Below are 16894 nucleotides of genomic sequence, written 5' to 3' on the forward strand. Positions count from 1 at the left end.
CCCGGGCCGAATATTGTTACCGGAATGGAAAAAAAATAAGACCCAACATATTGATCCTTGTAAGCCTCATCATTAAAAACCTGAAGTCCTGAAAAGAAGGTAGCCGCACTTCGACCACCCTCGTAAGATATCCACTGAGACGGAGCAACACTAACCCCGCGATAACTATTTTGCGTCCACATTTCTTGGCGTCCATTACCCTGAATCATCACCATCATACGCTCCGTTTGAAGATGTATATTGTAGGGATTCCACAAAACCACCCGCGGATAGTGCAAAGGGCGGATCTGGTACGACTTGCCCGCTCCAGCAACATGAGCGATTTCATTCGTGCTCATCTGAGTATACATGCTCGCCTCCACGACGATTGGCTGGAGACCCGAGTGAATGTTTCCCGAAAGCTTGACCGGCTTCTCATTCGCTAATGCCTTAGCGCGAGAGACGGTGACATCACCGTCCATTGTCTCGGGCAAACGCACATTGGATGAGCCATCAGCGAACGAGACAGACTGCCTTGCCCAATCCCTGAGGAGACCGAAGCGGGGACCCGTTATGCGATGGCGGGAATCGGCGGCGGTCGCGCTGGCACTTTTGCTGGCAGTGGCACCCGTATCGGAAATCCGGCTGCCGACCAGCGGATCATCGTCCTTCAGGCCGACGCGTCCTTGCAGGTCCGGCACCGTGCCATCCCCGCTGAGATAGGCGGTAAGGTCGCGCTTCAGGCCGCCTTCCGCCACGTCCGCGAGCACGCCGCTGGAGGCGACGGTGAAATCAAAGCCATGATCCCTGGTCCACTGGGGGCCCGCCGGTGTAAGTGCGGAAGTCTTGGCGGTGACGAGCCGGTCGCCGTGGGATTTGTCCAGCTTCTCCGGGAGACCCATCATGGTGAGATCCGGAGCAGCGCTGGCGAGCATGCGATACATGCCGCCGTCGGCAGGATTTTCCCGGCTGGCGACGGTGTCCGAGCGTGGGTCGGCGGTGGCAATGTTTGCCCTCACGCCCAGGTCACCCGTCCACCAGGCGTAGCTGCCCGTGGCCTTGCCCTTTTCCGCGACTTTCACCAGCGGCACGGCCACCGGGTCTACTTGGCCGCTCGCACCGGCGCTGATGAGCGGGATGGTCTCGCCCGTCGGACCGGTCATCGGATCGCCCTCGCCGCTGGTCAGCCAGGCTAGTGCCTTTTCCTTCGTGCCCGCGGCGCGACCGTCGTGAAGCCCGCCTGCGAGATCGTCCCGCGTGAACCAGGAACTGCCGTCCGCCTGCCGGGTACGCCACACGCCGGTCCAGTGAGGTTGCTTCACGCCTTCGCCGAGGATTTCCGCCGTGGCGGACACACGCTGGTCCGGGCCGAGGGTCGTCTGGAGCTGGCCGATGGCGGAAATGAGCGCCATCCGTGCATTTGCCCGTGCCGCGGCAGCGTGATCCTCGCGACCGGAGCGCCGGATCTCGATGCTGGAAAGACTCATCAGCCCGAGCGCCACCACCATCAAAAGCGTCACCATCATCATGCACGCCACCAAGGCGAATCCGCGTGCGGATCCCCGACGGTTGGTTCTGCAGCGGTGGCGCGCAGTCACAAGAACGGTAATTACATCGTAGTCTCCTTCTCCGCGAGCAAGAAATTGTATCCGATGCAGCGGAAACCTTGCCAGTTGCTGGTTTCTCCGCCGGAAAGCGCTCTTCGTTACCGGGTTTTTGCCGCGTTTTTCTCTTCTTCCGCCGCGACGGCCCGCAATTCAGCAACGAAAACGGCAGTCACGGGCGACGTTTCCTTCCCGGCCGCTACCCCGGCCGAGACGCACACGGGCTCCGGCTCCGGGTCCAGCGCGAGCACCGCCACGCGCTCGATGCGGCTGCCCGCGGCGATGAGCGCGACGCCCAGCCCGGCCTCGACCGCGGAGCCGAGACTGGTGACGCCGTCGAATTCCCCTGCCACCTTGGCATCGATGCCGTGGTCGCGGAAGAGCCGCGTCACGCCCTGCCAATACTCCGGGTAGTCCGTGCGGGAAAAGAGGAGGAGCCGCTGGCCATTCAGCTCCGAAAGCTTCACCCGGTCACGCCCGGCGAAGGGGTGCGACATCGGCGCCGCGAGCCTCATCGGGTGCTGGCGCACCTGCGTCCACTGCACCGCCCCCGCATCGCCCTCCCACGGGACAGTGACGACCACGTCGAATTTCCCGGAAAGCAGGCCCTCCCGCATCTCTGCGCTGGAGCAGTCGTGGAGCTGCACTCGTGCCCGCGGGTGGACCTGCGAGAAGCGCTCCAGCGCCAGCCCGAGGAGCGGCCCGGCGAGCGAGGGCGCGTAGCCGATCCGCAGCGGCTCGCCCGCGGACTCCGCGCGCACCATCTTCACCACGCGCTCGGCACGCTCCACCAGCTTCCTCCCCTCCTCCACCAGCACGCGACCGGCGGCGGTGAGCGCGACCGAGTGCGCGCCGCGGGTGAAGAGCTCCACATCCAGCTCTTCCTCCAGCGCCTTGATCTGACGGCTCAGCGCCGGCTGGGTCAGGTTCATCTTCCGCGCCGCCGCGGTGATGCTCCCTTCCTCCGCCGCCGCGAGAAACAACTGCACTTGCCGCAATTCCATGCGCGTCTTCTAGCAGGTCCGGGCGGATCGGTCACATGATTGTCACGATCCGGATTGCGCCCCGCACGGTGGCCGGTAGCCTCGGACGCATGAAGACGAAGGCCATCTCGCTGCTGCAGGAACTGACGGAAGCCCACTCCGTGCCGGGCCACGAGGACGAGGTGCGTGCGATCTTCATCAACGAGCTGGAAGACTGCGGCGAGCTGTCCGCGGATCGCTCCGGCTCCGTCTTCTGCGAGCTGCCGGGCGAAGGGCCCCGCGTGATCGTGGCCGGTCATATGGATGAAGTCGGCTTCATGGTGCAAAACATCACGCCCGACGGCTTCCTCCAGTTCATCGGGCTCGGCGGCTGGTGGGAGCACAGCCTGCTCTCCCAACGCGTCATCATCCGGACCCGCTCCGGCGAAAAGATCACCGGCGTGGTGGCGTCGAAGCCGCCGCACTTCCTTCCTGAAGCACAGCGCCGCCAGGTGATGACCATGGACCAGCTCTTCATCGACGTGGGCGCAACGTCGAGGTCTGAGGCGGAAAATGAATTCGGCATCGCGATCGGCGACCCCATCGCCCCGGCATCCGAATTCACGCCGATGAAGCGCGAGGACTGGTACATGGCGAAGGCCTTCGACAACCGCGTGGGCATGGCCGGAGCCATCCAGGCCGGCCAGCAACTCGCCGCCGCAGCCCGGCCGAACAAGATCATCCTCGCCGGCACGGTGCAGGAGGAGGTGGGCCTGCGCGGTGCGAAGACGGCCGCGGTGCATTCCAAGCCCGACGTGGCCATCGTGCTCGAAGGTCCGCCCGCGGATGACACCCCGGGCTTCAACCGCTCCGAAAGCCAGGGCCGCCTCGGCGGTGGCGTGCAGATTCGTCTCTACGACCCCAGCGCAATCATGAATCCGCGCCTTGCAGAGCTGGCGATCCGCACCGCGAAGGAGGAGGGCATTCCCCATCAGGTGACCGTCCGCCGCAGCGGTGGCACGGACGCGGGTTCATTCCACCTCGCGGGTGATGGCATCCCGTCCGTGGTGCTCGGCGTGCCCGCGCGCTACATCCACTCGCACAACTCCATCATCGACGTGAACGACTACCTCCACATGGTCGCCCTCGCGACCGCGCTGGTGCGCCGGCTCGATGAAGGAACCGTGCGCGGCCTGACGCGATTCCTCTGAGGCGCATCGACATTCCGTCGATACAAGCCGGACAAAGGTGGCAGGATCTTCAATCCCGCCGCTTCTTATTGGCAGCCTCCCCGGCCAAGGACTCGCGCAGGCTTTCGAGAATCGCCTCCAGATTGATCTCGTCGATCTCTTCGCCTTCCTCAAGGCGCGCCGAGATAACCTCGCACGGGAAGACGAGAAGCTCGGTGTCCTGATACTGGAGCGCGTAGTTGGTGCCCTCGTCATCGCGGTGGATCACCCAGCGCAGGCCAAGCTCGCGGGCCAACACATTGCCGAAGACGATGCCGAATGTTTTCAGCTCGGCCTCCGGGTCATCCGTGAAGGGTCCCTCGCCGAGCATCGTGTGCAGGTTCGGAATGTCCTCCATCGTACCCGTGAGGCGGACATCGGTTTGGTATTCCTCGGCGAGGAGATTGTTCACCCAGGCAACGGCGTCTCGCAGCGTTGCTTGCTCCTCGGGATTTGGCAGGCGGGTCTTGGTCTTGGGCATGGGGACGAAAGCGTTGATCTTTCCTATCTGGGTGAAGCGCGGCAGGAAATAGCCAAGCGATGAAGAGTGGGCCACGGGAAATCACAAGCACCTCACATCGAGCTCCGACTCGATGTCCGCTTCACCCGCCAGCCAGGCGGCGAGACGGGTGGCGACGCCTGGGGCGTAGAGAGAGCCCTTCGATCCCAGGCCATTGAAAACGATGCGGCCGTCTTCCAGCGGGCCGATGACCGGCTGGCTTTTCCTGACGATGGGCCTGACCCCTGCGTCGTGGGCGATGACCTCGAAATCCTCGCCAACGAGCAGGCGCGCGATCTTCTCGACCTTCGCCCTGCCCTCATCCGTCGGCTCGCCGTCGAGGCGGTCCCACACATAGGTCGAGCCGACCTTGAAGAGCCCGCCGCCCACGGGCACCAGCCAGCCGCCGCCACCGATGAGGATGCGATCCTCCGGGCAGCCCGCACGGAGCGTGAGGATCTCCCCCTTCGCACAGCGATGCCGCCCGAGGCGTCCCGCGATCAATCCCGCAGCCCCCTCGCACCAAACCGTCGCTGCCTGGTCCTGCGGTTGCTGCCGCATGGCCGAGAAATAGGCGCGTGTGCCTTCGCAGAATTCCCGGGTCGCCACTCGTCCGCCGCCTTTCAGCACGACCGCGCGGCTCCACCCGGGGACGTCTTCCTCGATACGCTCCAGCCACGGACCGGCTTCCCCGAGCTTGGACTCCACCTTGGCCCATTCGCCCTCCGCCACCAGCCTCCACACGGGATAGGAAAACCACAGTTGCCGCCCCAGCAGCTCGCCGACCTTCGCGTAGAATGCCTCCGCTTCCGGCAGGAATTCCGCGAGCCGCCAGCTCGGGCTGAAGTTCTTCCCCGTCACCGGATTGACCAGTCCCGCCGCCACCTTCGACGCGGCACCGGGGCGATCGTCATCCTCCCACGTGAATCCCTCGCCGCGGAAATGCCGCTGCCAGGCGAGGCAGCAGCCCGCCAAGCCCATGCCGGTGATGTGGATCGATCTTCCGATGGCCCGATCTTTCATCTCCCGGCATTCCTTGCAACCCGGCGCGGCGGCTTCACGCGATGCGGTGCGGCAGGAAGCGGCTCAGATTCCCGGTGACCGGCGAGGTATCTCCGCGGGCGGAGAGTCCGCGGCATTCGTCGCCGACCATCCACAGGCCCCACACGACGTGACGACCTGCGGCTTCGAAGAGATTGGCGTGACCCTGATAGACCGTGGGGCCGATGGGTGGCGGCGAGTGGAAGGGTCCGCGGGACCGCAGCACCACGCCGCTGCCCTCGCGACCGAAGAAAGGCTTCTCCACCCAGCGGTCCATTTCGCCGAGGGCCTCGCGCGAATCGTAGGCGGGAAGCAGCAGCGGATGGCCGGGATTCAGCTCCCAGAGGATGGGCAGGATGCCCTTGTTCGAGAGCATCATCTTCCACGCAGGCTCGGTGAAGCGGTCCCGCTCCAGGCCGATCTCGGCGAAGAAGGGCTCCTCCACCATCCACTCCCACGGGTAGAGCTTGAAGAGCCGCTCAATAGAGCGTTCCGAGGGATCCGTGAAGCGGCCGCCTTCGGAAAAGCCGATCTCGCCCATGTCCATCAGCTCGACCGACTTGCCCGCCTGCTCCGCGGTCTCCGCGAGATAGGCGATGGTCTGCCGGTCCTCCAGATTGTCCCACACGCAGGCGAAGTGGATCATCTGCTCGGGGAAAATCTTCCAGCGCTCGACGAGGGCCTCGTGGATGGAGTTGAGCTGGTCACCATCGGGCGCCACGTCTTCCAGCCACTGCCACTGGATCACCGCGGCCTCCAGCAGCGAGGTCGGCGTGTCGGAATTGTATTCCAGCATCTTCGGCTTGCCGGTGCCGTCCCATGCGAGGTCGAAGCGGCCGTAGAGCGCGCGATCCCCCGTCATCCAAGACGCCTGCACCATGCCTGCGGCGGCGTCCGGGATGGCGAGCCGCCCGAACCAATCGCGCCGGACGATCTCACCGCAGGCGTACAGGCAGAGTTGGTGCAGCTCATTGGCCGCCGCTTCCAGCTCCTCCGCCGCATCCAGCGTGAAGACCAGGCTCTGGTCCTCGGTCCAGTAGGGCTGGCCATCGGTGGCATGCCACAGCAGGCCCGCCTCCTCGACGCGACGCTGCCAATCCGGCCGGGGCGCCCGGGATTCCAATCGGATGGGAGCGCTCATCAGCTACCGGAGGAGAAGCCGCCACTGCCACCGCTGTTCCGGCTGCTGGAGCCGAAGCCACCACGGACCGACTCGCCCGCGCGGACCGGTTTGCCGCTCGCGCGGCTCTGCTCGACCATGCGCTGGTAGCCGGGATTCGCCGCCGCATGCGAGGCCACGGCGCGGCGCTGGTTGTCCATATTGCCCTGCCACTGCGGTGCCTGCGAGGTTGCCTGGCGGAAGCCATTCCCGGGAGAAAAGAAGCCGCGGTTGCCGGAGAGCATCCAGTACATCAGCAGGGCATTCCCCATGCCGAAGCCGCCGCCGCTGCGCGCGGTGCCGGATTGGCCGGCGAGGAGTTGCTGCTCCTTTTCCAGAGCACCCTCCACTTTCTTCAGCGCTTCCGGGGTCGGGCGGCTGTCGGCGACCAGGCCGGGGCCGGGGACGTTCTGCCAAAGGCCATTCACGAACCACTTCCCTTCGCGCTCGAAGCCGTAAGGGTGCGGGTAGAAATCACGGGCATCCGCATGGTAGTAGCCGACGCCTTCCAAGTGGAAGTTATTCGGCACCATGCCGCTCGCCAGCTTCGCCTTCTGGGCGTCCAGCTCGTCGATGCGCTTCTGCGTCTCTGCCATCTGCTGGTCCTTTGCGGACGCGACGTAATCGCCGCGGTCGCAGCCGGTGAGACCGGCCCCGGCAAGCAGGGCCACGGTGGACCAACGGAGGACTCCTCCGGGGCGGATCATGGCAGAGCGGCGTTTCATGAGAGGCCCGAAGCTACGTGGCTGTGGGCCCGCGCGTCAACCGGTGGGGGCTTCCAAATCGGCACGCAGGTTCCAAGCGCCTGTCCGCAGCGGCCACGCGGAAGTTTTCCTGAAGAAAATTTCCAAGGAAATCGTCCATCCTCCGACTTGCTGGTGAGTCCGCGGTTTCCACCGCTCCCGGAGAATCGGGGGAAGAAGCCGCGGACGACACCATCGAACCGACAATCGTCACATGAAATCGTTTGTATTCCCGCTGCTTGCAATCGCCGGCCTCGCCACCGCGCACGGCCAGACCGCCAAGCCCGGCACCATTTCCCCCGTCCTGGTGGAAGCCACCATCATCACCGAGAACGCCCCGACCACCGGCAACGTGCAGGGCGGCGTGCGCAAAACCTACACGACCAGCTCGGTCCGCTTCATCAACCGCGACATCCTCGAGGCAATGCGCGTCGCCAACCTCCTCGACGGCACACTGACGGGCTGGACCATCCAGCGCCTGGCCAATCCCTCGGGCGTCGGCAATGTCTACGCCACCAAGCCGGGCAAGACCGCCGTGGCCGTGCCGGCGACGCTGCTGACCCAGCCGGTGGCCCAAGGCACCGCCACCACCGGAACGGAATTCACCCCGACCGGCGGCGCGACCAAGCCGACGCTCTTCCGCCGCGTCTCCGCCACGTTGAATGTGAAGAACGGCGCGAGCAGCGCCTTCGGCACCCAGACGGTGAAGTCAGCCAACTTCAAGGCAGGCTCCACGACCACCCCGGTGGTGACCATCACCGAAAACTACAACCTGACCGGCAAGAGCGGCACCGGCGTCGGCGTCCTCGTCGGCAGCTACCGCGTGACGAAGGCCAAGCCGGCCGACCTCTCGGCCCTGCTGCCCGGCAACGCCGTTCCCTGATCTGCCCCGCTCCTGACACCGTCCCCGCCGGTCCGTCCGGCGGGGCTTTTCCCCTCCATTCCTTTCCCTTCCGTCGCCATGAAAAAGTTCATCATCGTCTCCAGCCTGGCTGTCTGGACCGCCTTCGTCGCCTACACTTCCTCACGGCAGGCCGAGTCCGAGCCCTCTGCTCCTGCCGGAGAGAGCGCAAAGCCCGCGAAGTCCCCGCAGAAGGTATCGCAGCGCGAAAGCGGGAGCCGCCGTGCAACCGCCACCGCGACTTCTGATCCGAAGCGACTTGCGACCGCACGCGAGACCATCGAGGCGGCCGCCGTTCGCTACGAGCCCTCCGCCGTGAGGGACATCCGCCCGTGGCTGCTCGACAGCGACCCGGAGATCCGCCAGCTCGCCCGCGACGGCATGGTGATGCTCGGCGAGGCCGATGCGATCCCCTTCCTGCGCGATGCGGCGAGCCGCCTGACCGATTCCGCCGAGGTCGCCTCATTGCACGAGGCTGCCGACCTGCTCTCGCTGCCCGCGTGGTCCGACTCCGAGGAAGCCCGCCGGGTGATGGCCGAGATCGTGGCGGACGGTAATCTCTGAGCCCCCTACGCGATCGCGTGATGTCGGAGGGGTAATTTTCGGGCAGGATCCGGGGTGGTCCAACGGTGATCCCCGTCGCCGCGACCTTCCCCCTTATCCCCCCGTTCCGATGACCCTCGAACAGAGAATCGCCCAGGCGGCGCGTGCCGTCCTGTGCTCCGGCCCCGTGCCCGAACTTGTTCCCGTCCTTGCCGCCCGGCGTCCTGCCACGGCCAGCCTTGAGACCCAGCCGCATGCCCGTCACCGGCTGATCCTGGAATCCGGCGGTCTCCCGGTCGTCCCGCCATCCGCGAGACGCGAGCTCTGGATCTGAAGTTGCCCATCGGGCACGGCCCCGCCCGGGATTTCCTGACGGCGGGGCTATTCTTTCCAAGGGAGAGATAGGGGCAAACCACGCCCTACATGATCACGGAATGTTAGCATGTCCGAATTTCGTAATGATGTGCCTGTTCCCCATCAGGAACATCCCAGCGGAATCCCCAACCCAGTCTCTCCCCCATGAGCACCCAGGAAAGAATCACCGAATTGGCCATCGCCGCCCTTCGCTCGGCCCCCAAGGCCGTGACCCCGCGGCCAGCGACCTTCATGCTGCCCTTTGAAAAGCCGCAGTCCGTCGCCATCGCCAACGGGGTGAATGATGCGCGCTTCGAAAAGTCGGCCGGAGCCGCCTACCAGACGAACTGGCCCTTCGCGCGCCAGGAAGTCTGGATCTGAACTACTGAGTTTTCAGCCGCGGATTTCCCGGCTCTTTGCACGGGCTTCCTCCAGCAGGCCGGGCCGCGACTCCAGCAGGTCCGCCATGGCGCGGATGACCGCGAGCGTGGGCCGGGAGACGTGATGCTCCATGCCCTCCACGTCGCGGTAGATCGTTTCCTCATCGATGCCGAAGAGGCGGAGGAAGCGCGTCAGCGTCTCGTGGCGGTCGATGATGGCCTTGGCAATGCGGTGGCCCTCCTCGGTGAGGACGGTGCCGCGGTATTTCTCGTGCTTCACCAGCCCCTCGGTGTCCAGGCGGCGCAGCATGTTGGTCACGCTGGCCTGGGAGATGCCGAGGTTCTTCGAGATGTCCACCGCGCGGGCATAGCCCTTCGACTCGATCAGATGCAGGATCTGCTCGAGGTAGTCGTCCATGGCGACGGAGCCGCTGGTGCGCTGGGATCTCGCGGGCACGACCGGAGATCAAAGGCACCGGGGGAAAAGTGACAAGGGCATTTCCAGCCCGCATCCACCGGCCTACCACTCCAGCTCCAGCAAGGTGACGCCCTGGCGCGGCAGCGTGAGCATCACTGCGGAGAGACTTTCCTCCTCGATGAAGCGGGGCTTTTCCTCCACCTCGGCGAGCTTGCAGGCCTGCTCCAGCGTCGCGATCTGCTCCGCGGTCGGCTGTTGCGGGGAGCCCATCGCCTGCCACGCGGTGAAGGCATTCGAGTGGGTCTCGTCGATCAGGTAGCGCTTCACCTTTGGCAAGCCCTTCGGCGCGCCGACCAGATCGATGCGCACCTCGGCGTCCGGCCCGCGCAGGTCATCGTCGTGATAATGCCACGCCATCACCGTGATCTTCTTCCCATCCATGGCGGCCAACGCGGAAACGTCTGGCTTTCCCCGCACGCCGGAGCGCAGCAGGTCCGGCAGCGACACGGCGTGGTCGCTGGCGACGGGCAGGCGCAGGCCGTCCATCTTCGAGAACATGCGGAAGACATTCAGCACCGGCTTGTCGATGCCATTGGTGGCGAGCGAACGGAAGCCGGCGAAATACGGCTGGTCCTCGAACTCGAAGGCCCAGGTCAGCGCGCCTTCCAGATTCACGCCATGCTTGTCCGCCAGATCCAGCTTCCGCGGGAAACTCGCCGCCGTGTAGCTGGAATACATCGTGCCATTCCGATACGCGAGCTGCGGCCCCTGGCATGCCGCGCAGCCCTCGGGATCCGACTCGCCGATGACGATCGGCGTGTCCTTCATCTCGGGATAGCGGGCGATGACCGCGAAGGCACCGTCGATGTCGCGGAGCTGGTTCGCGATGCCCATCTGCACCCGTCCGTCGATGTGGCGAGGCTGGCCCTTCGCATGGAAAGAGAGGAAGTCCGTGGGAGTGCCGGTTTCTCCCGTGGCGAGGTTTTTCCCCTTCACGCAGTGCTCGATGAAGCTCTTCAGGAAATCCCCGCCCGCACCGCCGGCCAGGTCCGGACCGCCGACCTTTGCCCCCGGGATGGCCCGGCGAACGCCACGGACCGCGTGATCGTGGAGCTTGAAGAATTCCTCACGCGAGCCGCGCCAGTAGCCGATGTTCGGTTCGTTCCACGTCTGCCAGTACCACTTCAGCACCTCATCCTTGCCGTATTTTTCCAGTGAGTGCTTGGCCCATTGATAGACGAGCTCTTCCCACTTCGCCCAGTCCTTCGGCGGGTAGGCCCAGCCGGTGTAGATGTCGTCATACTTCGCCGCCGGGGTCCAGTGATGGCGGTAGGGCTCGGGCTTCACCGACATGGCCTGCGGCATGAAGCCGATCTGCACGTAGGGCCGGACGCCATTCTTCAGGTAGCTGTCGAAGATGCGATCGACGATGGTCCAGTCATAGACCGGATTTCCCTGCGCGTCCTCCGTGTAGGCGTTCGTGGAGCCCCACTTCAGCGCGGGCGTGCCATCGCCGGTGACAAGCATGCTGTGCGCGCGGAAGAAGACCTCCTTCGGCTTCATCGAGCCGAGATGACCCAGCAACTCATCGCCGTGCTTCATGTAGGCGTAGTTCGGCTCGTCCGCGCCGAAGAACCGCCAGATCGGCTTCAGCTCCTTGCCCGGCCGCGCGGCGTCCACCGTGATGGTGACGGGAAACGACTCCGCCGAAGCGAGCGCCGCCGAGAAAAGGAGGAGGGAAATGGGTTTCAGGGTCATCCTCGCAAGCGTGGCGGCTGGCGGAAACACCTGCCATCATGATTCCGACATCTCCGGCGGGGAAAAGATGCAACTCCCCCGCCGGGAAAAGTGGCCCCGGCTTCCAGCCGGCAGCCCCTCATGACATCGAGACCTCCGGCTGGAAGCCGGGGCCACGGTAAACATGGGTCCGGGATTGGCAGGCGCGGCGTCGCACGCTCAGATCGCCCGGTGAATCTGCTCGCCCTCGCCGTCACCCTTTTCCTCGTGCTCGATCCCTTCGGCAATGCGGCAATCTTCCACTCCATCCTTTCGAAAATCCCGGAGGAGCGCCGCCGCACGGTGCTGTTGCGCGAGCTGCTCTTCGCGCTGGCGATCCTGCTCGGCTTCCTTTTCATCGGAAAGCACCTGCTCGGCTTCCTCGGGCTGCGGCCTGCCACGCTGAGCATCTCCGGCGGCATCCTGCTCTTCCTCATCGCCCTCGGCATGGTCTTCCCCACGCGATCAATCCTCGGCGAGACCGGAGACGAGGAGCCATTCATCGTCCCGCTGGCCGTGCCGCTGATGGCTGGCCCGTCGAGCATTGCCCTCATCCTGCTGACCGCATCGAAATACCCCGCGGCCATCGGCTCGATCGCTCTGGCGGTGAGCGGTGCGTGGCTGGTTTCCGCGGTGATCCTCCTCTTCTCCCCTGCCATCCTGAAGCTGCTGGGCACCAAGGGCACACGGGCGCTGGAGCGGCTGATGGGCCTGCTGCTCATCATGGTGGCGGTCCAAATGTTCCTCGACGGCGTGGCCACCTACAGCGCATCCTACGCGAAGTGATTGCCCGCCGTGTGATATTCGAGGGCCGCGTCCAGGGCGTCGGCTTCCGCTACACCACCAAGGACCTGGCCAAAGGCTTCGAGGTCTGCGGCACGGTGAAGAATTTGCCCGACGGCACCGTGGAGCTGGAGGTGATGGGCGAGCGCGAGGAGGTGGAAGCCTTCATCAACGAGATCGCCGAGGAAAGCCCGCTGGCCCACAACATCAAGGGCATGCACGTGAAGAACATCCCGCCGCTCGACGGCGTGAAGGGATTCACGATCGAGCGATAGCCGATTGCCGTTAAGTGGAGCCCGGACTGCTATGGCATCGGCACCGGGAGACGGGCGGATGACGATGAACCGTCACGCGAAATGAGCGCAGAAAAGCAGGAAGAAGTCACTTCTTGCTCAATAGCTTCCTGATAAGCTCCGCGTGCTCCTCTGCTACCACAACCTTGTCAGGATAGACCCAGATTTTGAATTCCTCAGTTTCTTCTTCACCTTCTGATTGGAGGTAGATGATCCAGTCATTCTTGCTGTGGCAGAGAACATCCTGGATATCCGCGATCACTCGCGGAAGCGAATCGAGTGACTTCTCGCTCGTCACCTGCACGTCGCGCCACCGGCATTCGACCTGCCATCGGTGGAAGTAATAATCCTCGTCTTCTTGAAGCCACTTGTCGAACGCGGCTTTGAGCTTCTCGTCGAGCCAATCGACTTCGGAACCCAGCATGTTCGAATTGCCCTCGGGATTCCAGGTGCCATGGGGCGCTTGATGGTCGAGCGCCTCAAAGGCTTTCTGGTCCAGAACCTCGAGCTTCTGTGATGGGGCGTGACGCGGAGTTGCCAAGTGGAAGTCCTCGTCCCAAGAGCCGAGCTTTTTCCGAAAAGGCGCCAGCGCGGCAGGTTCCACGCCCGCACATCTCACGGTGACATCGCGAAGTCTCGGAATCGCCACGAGCGGTTCCAGATCGAGAGTCGAAGAGTCCGAAACGATCCAGATCGATTTCAAGCCGGCAAGGCCTCCAAGTGGCTTGAGATCCCTGACCTCCGACGTGGTGATGATGTGCAAGTGGGTCAAGGCTCGAAGCCCCGCCAAAGGCTCCAGCGAATCGAAGTCCCCATCAACAGAGAGATTCCGCAGCGAAGGAAACCTCTCCACGCCTGCCAGGCTTTTCGATCTGATGCCCGACAAGGAAGACAGCTTCGGCATCAGTGGAAGAAGGCGAAGAGAATCCGCCGGCTCCGCTTCGATAGACCAGACATGGAGTTCCACAAGATCGGGCAGCGACTCAACCCTGCCAAGCGTCGGCAATTGATCCGCCGAGATCGTCAACTGCTTGAGCGACGGCAGTTTTGCGAGAACCGAGAAATCCTCGATGGGATTCCTTGCGATATCCAATTCTTCCAACTTGGAGCAACCGACCAATGGAGAAAGATCGCGGAGAGGATTTTCCTTAAGAAGCAGTCGCCGGAGTTCCTTGAATCCAGCAAGCGCCGAAATGTCCGAGATCTCATTTTCACCCAGTGAGAGACCTTCCACCTGATTGAAAAAGCGAAGCGCCCCGATGTCCCTGACAGGACGCACGGCATTCACCCGCTGAAGGCTCAGCCAATCCCTTTTCTCCAGAAGCGCTGATGCTGGAGCAACATGCTTCTGGTTGAATTTCGGCTGGTAGTTCTCTTTGCGGCGTTCGTCGGTGAGCTTGATGGATTCGCGCCAGTAGCTCTTATCGAACTCCCAACGCACATTATCGATCAGCTTTTCGATGGTATAGATCTGCTCATCGGTCAGATCCGGCTTTGAGGCGTGGTCGGCGAAGGTCTCGGCAGTCATCGGCTCGGCACAAATGGGAATGGCGCTCATTGCTCCGCAAAGCAGGATCCACTGAAGCATGGGGCGTTTTGCCATTCGTGCACTTGATCTAACATGTTTGGTTTCGCCCGGCTATCAGGAACAGCTACCTCGCGTGACCGGGTTTGGAAACGAGCGATGAGGCTTTACGCCCGATACATGCCCCCGGAAATTGGCGGCTCGAACCATGGATACCACCATCACTCTCCCTGTCCGCCGTCCCCAGGTCTGCATCCTCGGCAGTGCCGAGCCGGGGTCGGAAGCATTTGCCCTGGCCGCTGCGGCGGGTGCCCTTCTCGCGAAACTCGGCATCACCGTAGTCAGCGGTTGCGGCAGCCCGGCGACACGCGTCGCCGCGGAGAATGCCCTCGCTGCCGGTGGCACGGTCGTGAGCATTGTCCCGTCGGACGATATCAATCTCGAAGGATGGCCGTGCTCGGTGCTCATCCCCTGCGGGATGGGTGATGCCCGGAATCTCCTCATGGCCTTGGCCGGGAATGCCTGCCTGGTCATCGGCGGCCGCGCCGGGACGATCTCCGAGGTGTGCCTCGCGTGGCTTCACCACCGCCCGCTACTGCCACTCACCGGTCACGGCGGGTGGTCGGATCAATTGGAAAGCAATCCACCGGACGAGCGCGGCAACTCACCCATCCTGCCGTGGGACTCGATCGAGAAACTGGAGCAGCGACTCCGCGAGCTGGGATTGTTGACGGAGTGATGGCTGAGAGCTTATCCCCTCAGCCAATCGGACTCCCGCACGACTCTCCCACCCACTTGATATATTCCGGCAGTCCCGCCTTCACCGGCAGGGAGATGATTTCCGGTACCTCGTAGGGGTGGAGTTCGCGGATGGCGGCTTCGAGGTCGGGGTAGCGGGTGGTCTTGATGACGGCGAGGACTTCGGTAGCGCGCTCGATCTTGCCGTCCCAGCGATAGATGGACTCGGTGCCGGGCAGGAGATTGACGCAGGCAGCCACTTGCCTTTCCACCAGAGCCGCGCCAATCTGTCGCGCCTGATCGAGATCGGGGAAGGTGCAGAGGACGACCACGGGTTCCATGTGCCTTTCCTAATCGAGCATCGGGAAAAATGAACCGCCAAGACGCCAAGGACGCGAAGATTCCGATCTCCAACTCGGAACTTGGCGCGCTCGGCAGCCTGGCAGCGAACCTCTCTATCCAACCTTGAAGCCCGGATTCCTCGACAAATTGCTCGCCCGCATCGACCGGATCGACCCGGCCGAGGCCCGGCAGCTATTGGACCGGCTGGTCCGGGAAAAGGGCTTCCTTGAGCAGGTCTTCGAGGCACTGCACGAGGGCGTGATCGTGCTGGATGAGGACGGGGAGATCTCCTTCATCAATGGCGCGGCGTGCCGGTTCTTCGGCATCGATGCGGAAGAGGCACCCGGCATGAGGGTCACGGCCTGCATCCCGGGGCTGGAGTGGAAGTCGCTGGCGAAACCCGGCACCTCGGTCTCGCGGGACCTGGAGATCTTCTACCCGGAAAACCGCTTCCTGAATTTCTACCTGTCCCCCATTCAATCCGGCGAGGGCTCGGCCACCGTCGGCTGGGTGATGCTGGTGCGCGACCTGACCACTACCCGGCAGGAGGCGGAGCAGACGCTGGAAAGCGAGCGGCTGAATGCCCTCACCCTGCTCGCCGCCGGGGTGGCGCACGAGATCGGAAATCCGCTGAACTCGCTGGACATCCACCTGCAACTGATGGCGCGGAAGCTGAAGAAGCTGCCACCTGGCGACCGCCAGCCGCTGGAGGAAAACCTCTCCACCGCGCGCCGTGAGATCCAGCGGCTCGATACCATCCTCCGCCAGTTCCTCCAGGCCATCCGCCCGACCACGCCACATCGCGAGCGCTGCGACCTGACCCAGGTGGTGCGCGATGCCGTGAAGCTGCTGGAGCCCGAGCTGGAGTCCCGCCACGTGACTGTGGAGCTGGACATGGACGATGATTTCCCCGCGCTGGAGCTGGATGCCGGGCAATTCCAGCAGGTCTTCTACAATCTGCTGCGCAATGCCTATCAGGCGATGGCGGGGAAGGACGGCGTGATCCGGATCTCGGCGCACGCGAATGAATTCGAGGCTACCCTATCCATTGAGGACAATGGCAGCGGCATCCCGCCGGAGCAGATGGGCTCGCTCTTCGAGCCCTACCGCACGACGAAGCAATCCGGCACGGGCCTAGGCCTGCTCATCGTCCGCCGCGTCGTCCGCGAGCATGGCGGCGAGATCGAAATCCAGAGCGAACCCGGCGCCGGCACCCGCATCCTCATCCACCTCCCACGCGGCCCGCGGCCGGTGAGGCTGCTGGAACCGCCGGTGAGCATCATCGACATCGACTGAATTACCATGGACCGAAACGAACCCGACATCTTCCGGCGGCTCAGGACCATTTCGATCGTGCTGATCATCGCTTCGATTGCCTGTGCCCCCTTCCTCCCCAGCGAATGGCTGCCGCGTCTTCCCGGACTGTCGCTGGATTGGTTCGGTGTCATGCTGTCCTTCGCCATCCCGATGGCTGCCATCCTTCTTTTTTATGAGATCGGACGCGTGATCTCCTCCACGCTCGCCCGTCGTCGGATGGCGAAGGCGAGCGATCAGGAATTTCTCGAAAGACTCTCCCGGCATTCACGACGGGATCACACGCAACGATGACCGATTCACCGGTCGCT

At 63.9% G+C, this 16894-nt stretch carries 20 protein-coding genes; 11 read left to right on the forward strand and 9 right to left on the reverse strand.

Going from position 1 to position 16894, the window contains the following annotated elements:
- Positions 1-1032: 1032 nt before the first annotated feature.
- Positions 1033-1212 carry a hypothetical protein gene (locus OKA04_RS07430; RefSeq protein WP_264500514.1) on the forward strand — a complete coding sequence of 60 codons (180 nt, stop codon included), beginning with the start codon at positions 1033-1035 and terminating at the stop codon, positions 1210-1212.
- 472 nt (positions 1213-1684) lie between these two features.
- On the opposite strand, the gene OKA04_RS07435 is transcribed toward OKA04_RS07430, so the two are convergent.
- Complete coding sequence (locus tag OKA04_RS07435; RefSeq protein WP_264500515.1) at positions 1685-2587, reverse strand: LysR family transcriptional regulator; 903 nt, start codon at positions 2585-2587, stop codon at positions 1685-1687.
- 89 nt (positions 2588-2676) lie between these two features.
- Between OKA04_RS07435 and OKA04_RS07440 the strand changes: the two genes are divergently transcribed.
- Positions 2677-3756, forward strand: coding sequence for a M42 family metallopeptidase (locus tag OKA04_RS07440; RefSeq protein WP_264500516.1), 1080 nt, complete (start codon positions 2677-2679; stop codon positions 3754-3756).
- Between the two features lie 49 nt (positions 3757-3805).
- Here OKA04_RS07440 and OKA04_RS07445 read toward each other — a convergent pair whose 3' ends face one another.
- The 4 genes from OKA04_RS07445 to OKA04_RS07460 all read right to left on the reverse strand — a co-directional run bounded on the left by OKA04_RS07445 (position 3806) and on the right by OKA04_RS07460 (position 7198).
- A complete protein-coding gene (locus OKA04_RS07445; protein ID WP_264500517.1) occupies positions 3806-4255 on the reverse strand; it encodes a DUF3806 domain-containing protein in 450 nt (149 codons plus the stop codon).
- Between the two features lie 81 nt (positions 4256-4336).
- Complete coding sequence (locus OKA04_RS07450; protein ID WP_264500518.1) at positions 4337-5296, reverse strand: NAD(P)/FAD-dependent oxidoreductase; 960 nt, start codon at positions 5294-5296, stop codon at positions 4337-4339.
- A 34-nt stretch (positions 5297-5330) separates the two neighbouring features.
- Positions 5331-6455: a glutathionylspermidine synthase family protein gene (locus OKA04_RS07455; RefSeq protein WP_264500519.1), complete on the reverse strand. Its 1125-nt coding sequence runs from the start codon at positions 6453-6455 to the stop codon at positions 5331-5333.
- The gene (locus OKA04_RS07460; protein ID WP_264500520.1) at positions 6455-7198 is read right to left on the reverse strand and encodes a hypothetical protein; all 744 of its coding nucleotides are present in this window, start codon (positions 7196-7198) and stop codon (positions 6455-6457) included. Before OKA04_RS07460 ends, OKA04_RS07455 begins: the two co-directional genes overlap by 1 nt.
- 232 nt (positions 7199-7430) lie before the next feature.
- Between OKA04_RS07460 and OKA04_RS07465 the strand changes: the two genes are divergently transcribed.
- From OKA04_RS07465 to OKA04_RS07480, 4 genes are all read left to right on the forward strand, one after another.
- On the forward strand, positions 7431-8099 hold the full coding sequence (locus OKA04_RS07465; RefSeq protein WP_264500521.1) for a hypothetical protein: 669 nt from the start codon (positions 7431-7433) through the stop codon (positions 8097-8099).
- Between the two features lie 78 nt (positions 8100-8177).
- Positions 8178-8681: a hypothetical protein gene (locus OKA04_RS07470; protein WP_264500522.1), complete on the forward strand. Its 504-nt coding sequence runs from the start codon at positions 8178-8180 to the stop codon at positions 8679-8681.
- 109 nt (positions 8682-8790) lie between these two features.
- The gene (locus OKA04_RS07475; RefSeq protein ID WP_264500523.1) at positions 8791-8994 is read left to right on the forward strand and encodes a hypothetical protein; all 204 of its coding nucleotides are present in this window, start codon (positions 8791-8793) and stop codon (positions 8992-8994) included.
- A 185-nt stretch (positions 8995-9179) separates the two neighbouring features.
- Positions 9180-9395, forward strand: a complete 216-nt coding sequence (locus tag OKA04_RS07480; RefSeq protein WP_264500524.1) for a hypothetical protein — start codon at positions 9180-9182, stop codon at positions 9393-9395.
- A gap of 12 nt (positions 9396-9407) precedes the next feature.
- Here the strand turns inward: OKA04_RS07480 and mntR are convergent, their stop codons facing one another.
- Together mntR and OKA04_RS07490 are read right to left on the reverse strand one after the other, a co-directional pair.
- Positions 9408-9851: a transcriptional regulator MntR gene (gene mntR / locus OKA04_RS07485; protein WP_264500525.1), complete on the reverse strand. Its 444-nt coding sequence runs from the start codon at positions 9849-9851 to the stop codon at positions 9408-9410.
- Positions 9852-9914: 63 nt separating this feature from the next.
- Positions 9915-11570, reverse strand: a complete 1656-nt coding sequence (locus OKA04_RS07490; protein ID WP_264500526.1) for a GH39 family glycosyl hydrolase — start codon at positions 11568-11570, stop codon at positions 9915-9917.
- A gap of 216 nt (positions 11571-11786) precedes the next feature.
- Here OKA04_RS07490 and OKA04_RS07495 point away from each other — a divergent pair, with 216 nt between their 5' ends.
- Both OKA04_RS07495 and OKA04_RS07500 read left to right on the forward strand, forming a co-directional pair.
- Positions 11787-12374, forward strand: a complete 588-nt coding sequence (locus OKA04_RS07495; RefSeq protein WP_343226875.1) for a MarC family protein — start codon at positions 11787-11789, stop codon at positions 12372-12374.
- Positions 12371-12646 (forward strand): acylphosphatase, encoded by a 276-nt coding sequence (locus tag OKA04_RS07500; RefSeq protein ID WP_264500528.1) that lies wholly within the window; start codon positions 12371-12373, stop codon positions 12644-12646. Before OKA04_RS07495 ends, OKA04_RS07500 begins: the two co-directional genes overlap by 4 nt.
- Positions 12647-12752: 106 nt before the next feature.
- On the opposite strand, the gene OKA04_RS07505 is transcribed toward OKA04_RS07500, so the two are convergent.
- Complete coding sequence (locus OKA04_RS07505) at positions 12753-14267, reverse strand: leucine-rich repeat domain-containing protein (RefSeq protein ID WP_264500529.1); 1515 nt, start codon at positions 14265-14267, stop codon at positions 12753-12755.
- 130 nt (positions 14268-14397) lie between these two features.
- Between OKA04_RS07505 and OKA04_RS07510 the strand changes: the two genes are divergently transcribed.
- The gene (locus OKA04_RS07510) at positions 14398-14928 is read left to right on the forward strand and encodes an SLOG cluster 4 domain-containing protein (RefSeq protein WP_264500530.1); all 531 of its coding nucleotides are present in this window, start codon (positions 14398-14400) and stop codon (positions 14926-14928) included.
- Positions 14929-14947: 19 nt separating this feature from the next.
- Here the strand turns inward: OKA04_RS07510 and cutA are convergent, their stop codons facing one another.
- Entirely contained in the window at positions 14948-15268 is a 321-nt protein-coding gene (cutA, locus tag OKA04_RS07515) for a divalent-cation tolerance protein CutA (RefSeq protein WP_264500531.1), read from the reverse strand.
- A 124-nt stretch (positions 15269-15392) separates the two neighbouring features.
- On the opposite strand from cutA, the gene OKA04_RS07520 reads away from it, so the two are divergent.
- Together OKA04_RS07520 and OKA04_RS07525 are read left to right on the forward strand one after the other, a co-directional pair.
- Entirely contained in the window at positions 15393-16565 is a 1173-nt protein-coding gene (locus OKA04_RS07520; protein ID WP_264500532.1) for a sensor histidine kinase, read from the forward strand.
- A 57-nt stretch (positions 16566-16622) separates the two neighbouring features.
- A complete protein-coding gene (locus OKA04_RS07525; RefSeq protein WP_264500533.1) occupies positions 16623-16877 on the forward strand; it encodes a hypothetical protein in 255 nt (84 codons plus the stop codon).
- The last annotated feature ends 17 nt before the right edge of the window (positions 16878-16894 follow it).

Source organism: Luteolibacter flavescens (assembly GCF_025950085.1).
GTDB classification, from domain to species: Bacteria; Verrucomicrobiota; Verrucomicrobiia; order Verrucomicrobiales; family Akkermansiaceae; genus Haloferula; species Haloferula flavescens.

What these genes read in the sequence shown, in the direction of transcription:
- OKA04_RS07435 (WP_264500515.1), bottom strand. Translation starts at nt 2,587, where the DNA reads ATGGAATTGCGGCAAGTGCAGTTGTTTCTCGCGGCGGCGGAGGAAGGG.
- OKA04_RS07440 (WP_264500516.1), top strand. Translation starts at nt 2,677, where the DNA reads ATGAAGACGAAGGCCATCTCGCTGCTGCAGGAACTGACGGAAGCCCAC.
- OKA04_RS07445 (WP_264500517.1), bottom strand. Translation starts at nt 4,255, where the DNA reads ATGCCCAAGACCAAGACCCGCCTGCCAAATCCCGAGGAGCAAGCAACG.
- OKA04_RS07450 (WP_264500518.1), bottom strand. Translation starts at nt 5,296, where the DNA reads ATGAAAGATCGGGCCATCGGAAGATCGATCCACATCACCGGCATGGGC.
- OKA04_RS07455 (WP_264500519.1), bottom strand. Translation starts at nt 6,455, where the DNA reads ATGAGCGCTCCCATCCGATTGGAATCCCGGGCGCCCCGGCCGGATTGG.
- OKA04_RS07460 (WP_264500520.1), bottom strand. Translation starts at nt 7,198, where the DNA reads ATGAAACGCCGCTCTGCCATGATCCGCCCCGGAGGAGTCCTCCGTTGG.
- OKA04_RS07465 (WP_264500521.1), top strand. Translation starts at nt 7,431, where the DNA reads ATGAAATCGTTTGTATTCCCGCTGCTTGCAATCGCCGGCCTCGCCACC.
- OKA04_RS07470 (WP_264500522.1), top strand. Translation starts at nt 8,178, where the DNA reads ATGAAAAAGTTCATCATCGTCTCCAGCCTGGCTGTCTGGACCGCCTTC.
- OKA04_RS07475 (WP_264500523.1), top strand. Translation starts at nt 8,791, where the DNA reads ATGACCCTCGAACAGAGAATCGCCCAGGCGGCGCGTGCCGTCCTGTGC.
- OKA04_RS07480 (WP_264500524.1), top strand. Translation starts at nt 9,180, where the DNA reads ATGAGCACCCAGGAAAGAATCACCGAATTGGCCATCGCCGCCCTTCGC.
- OKA04_RS07490 (WP_264500526.1), bottom strand. Translation starts at nt 11,570, where the DNA reads ATGACCCTGAAACCCATTTCCCTCCTCCTTTTCTCGGCGGCGCTCGCT.
- OKA04_RS07505 (WP_264500529.1), bottom strand. Translation starts at nt 14,267, where the DNA reads ATGGCAAAACGCCCCATGCTTCAGTGGATCCTGCTTTGCGGAGCAATG.
- OKA04_RS07510 (WP_264500530.1), top strand. Translation starts at nt 14,398, where the DNA reads ATGGATACCACCATCACTCTCCCTGTCCGCCGTCCCCAGGTCTGCATC.
- cutA (WP_264500531.1), bottom strand. Translation starts at nt 15,268, where the DNA reads ATGGAACCCGTGGTCGTCCTCTGCACCTTCCCCGATCTCGATCAGGCG.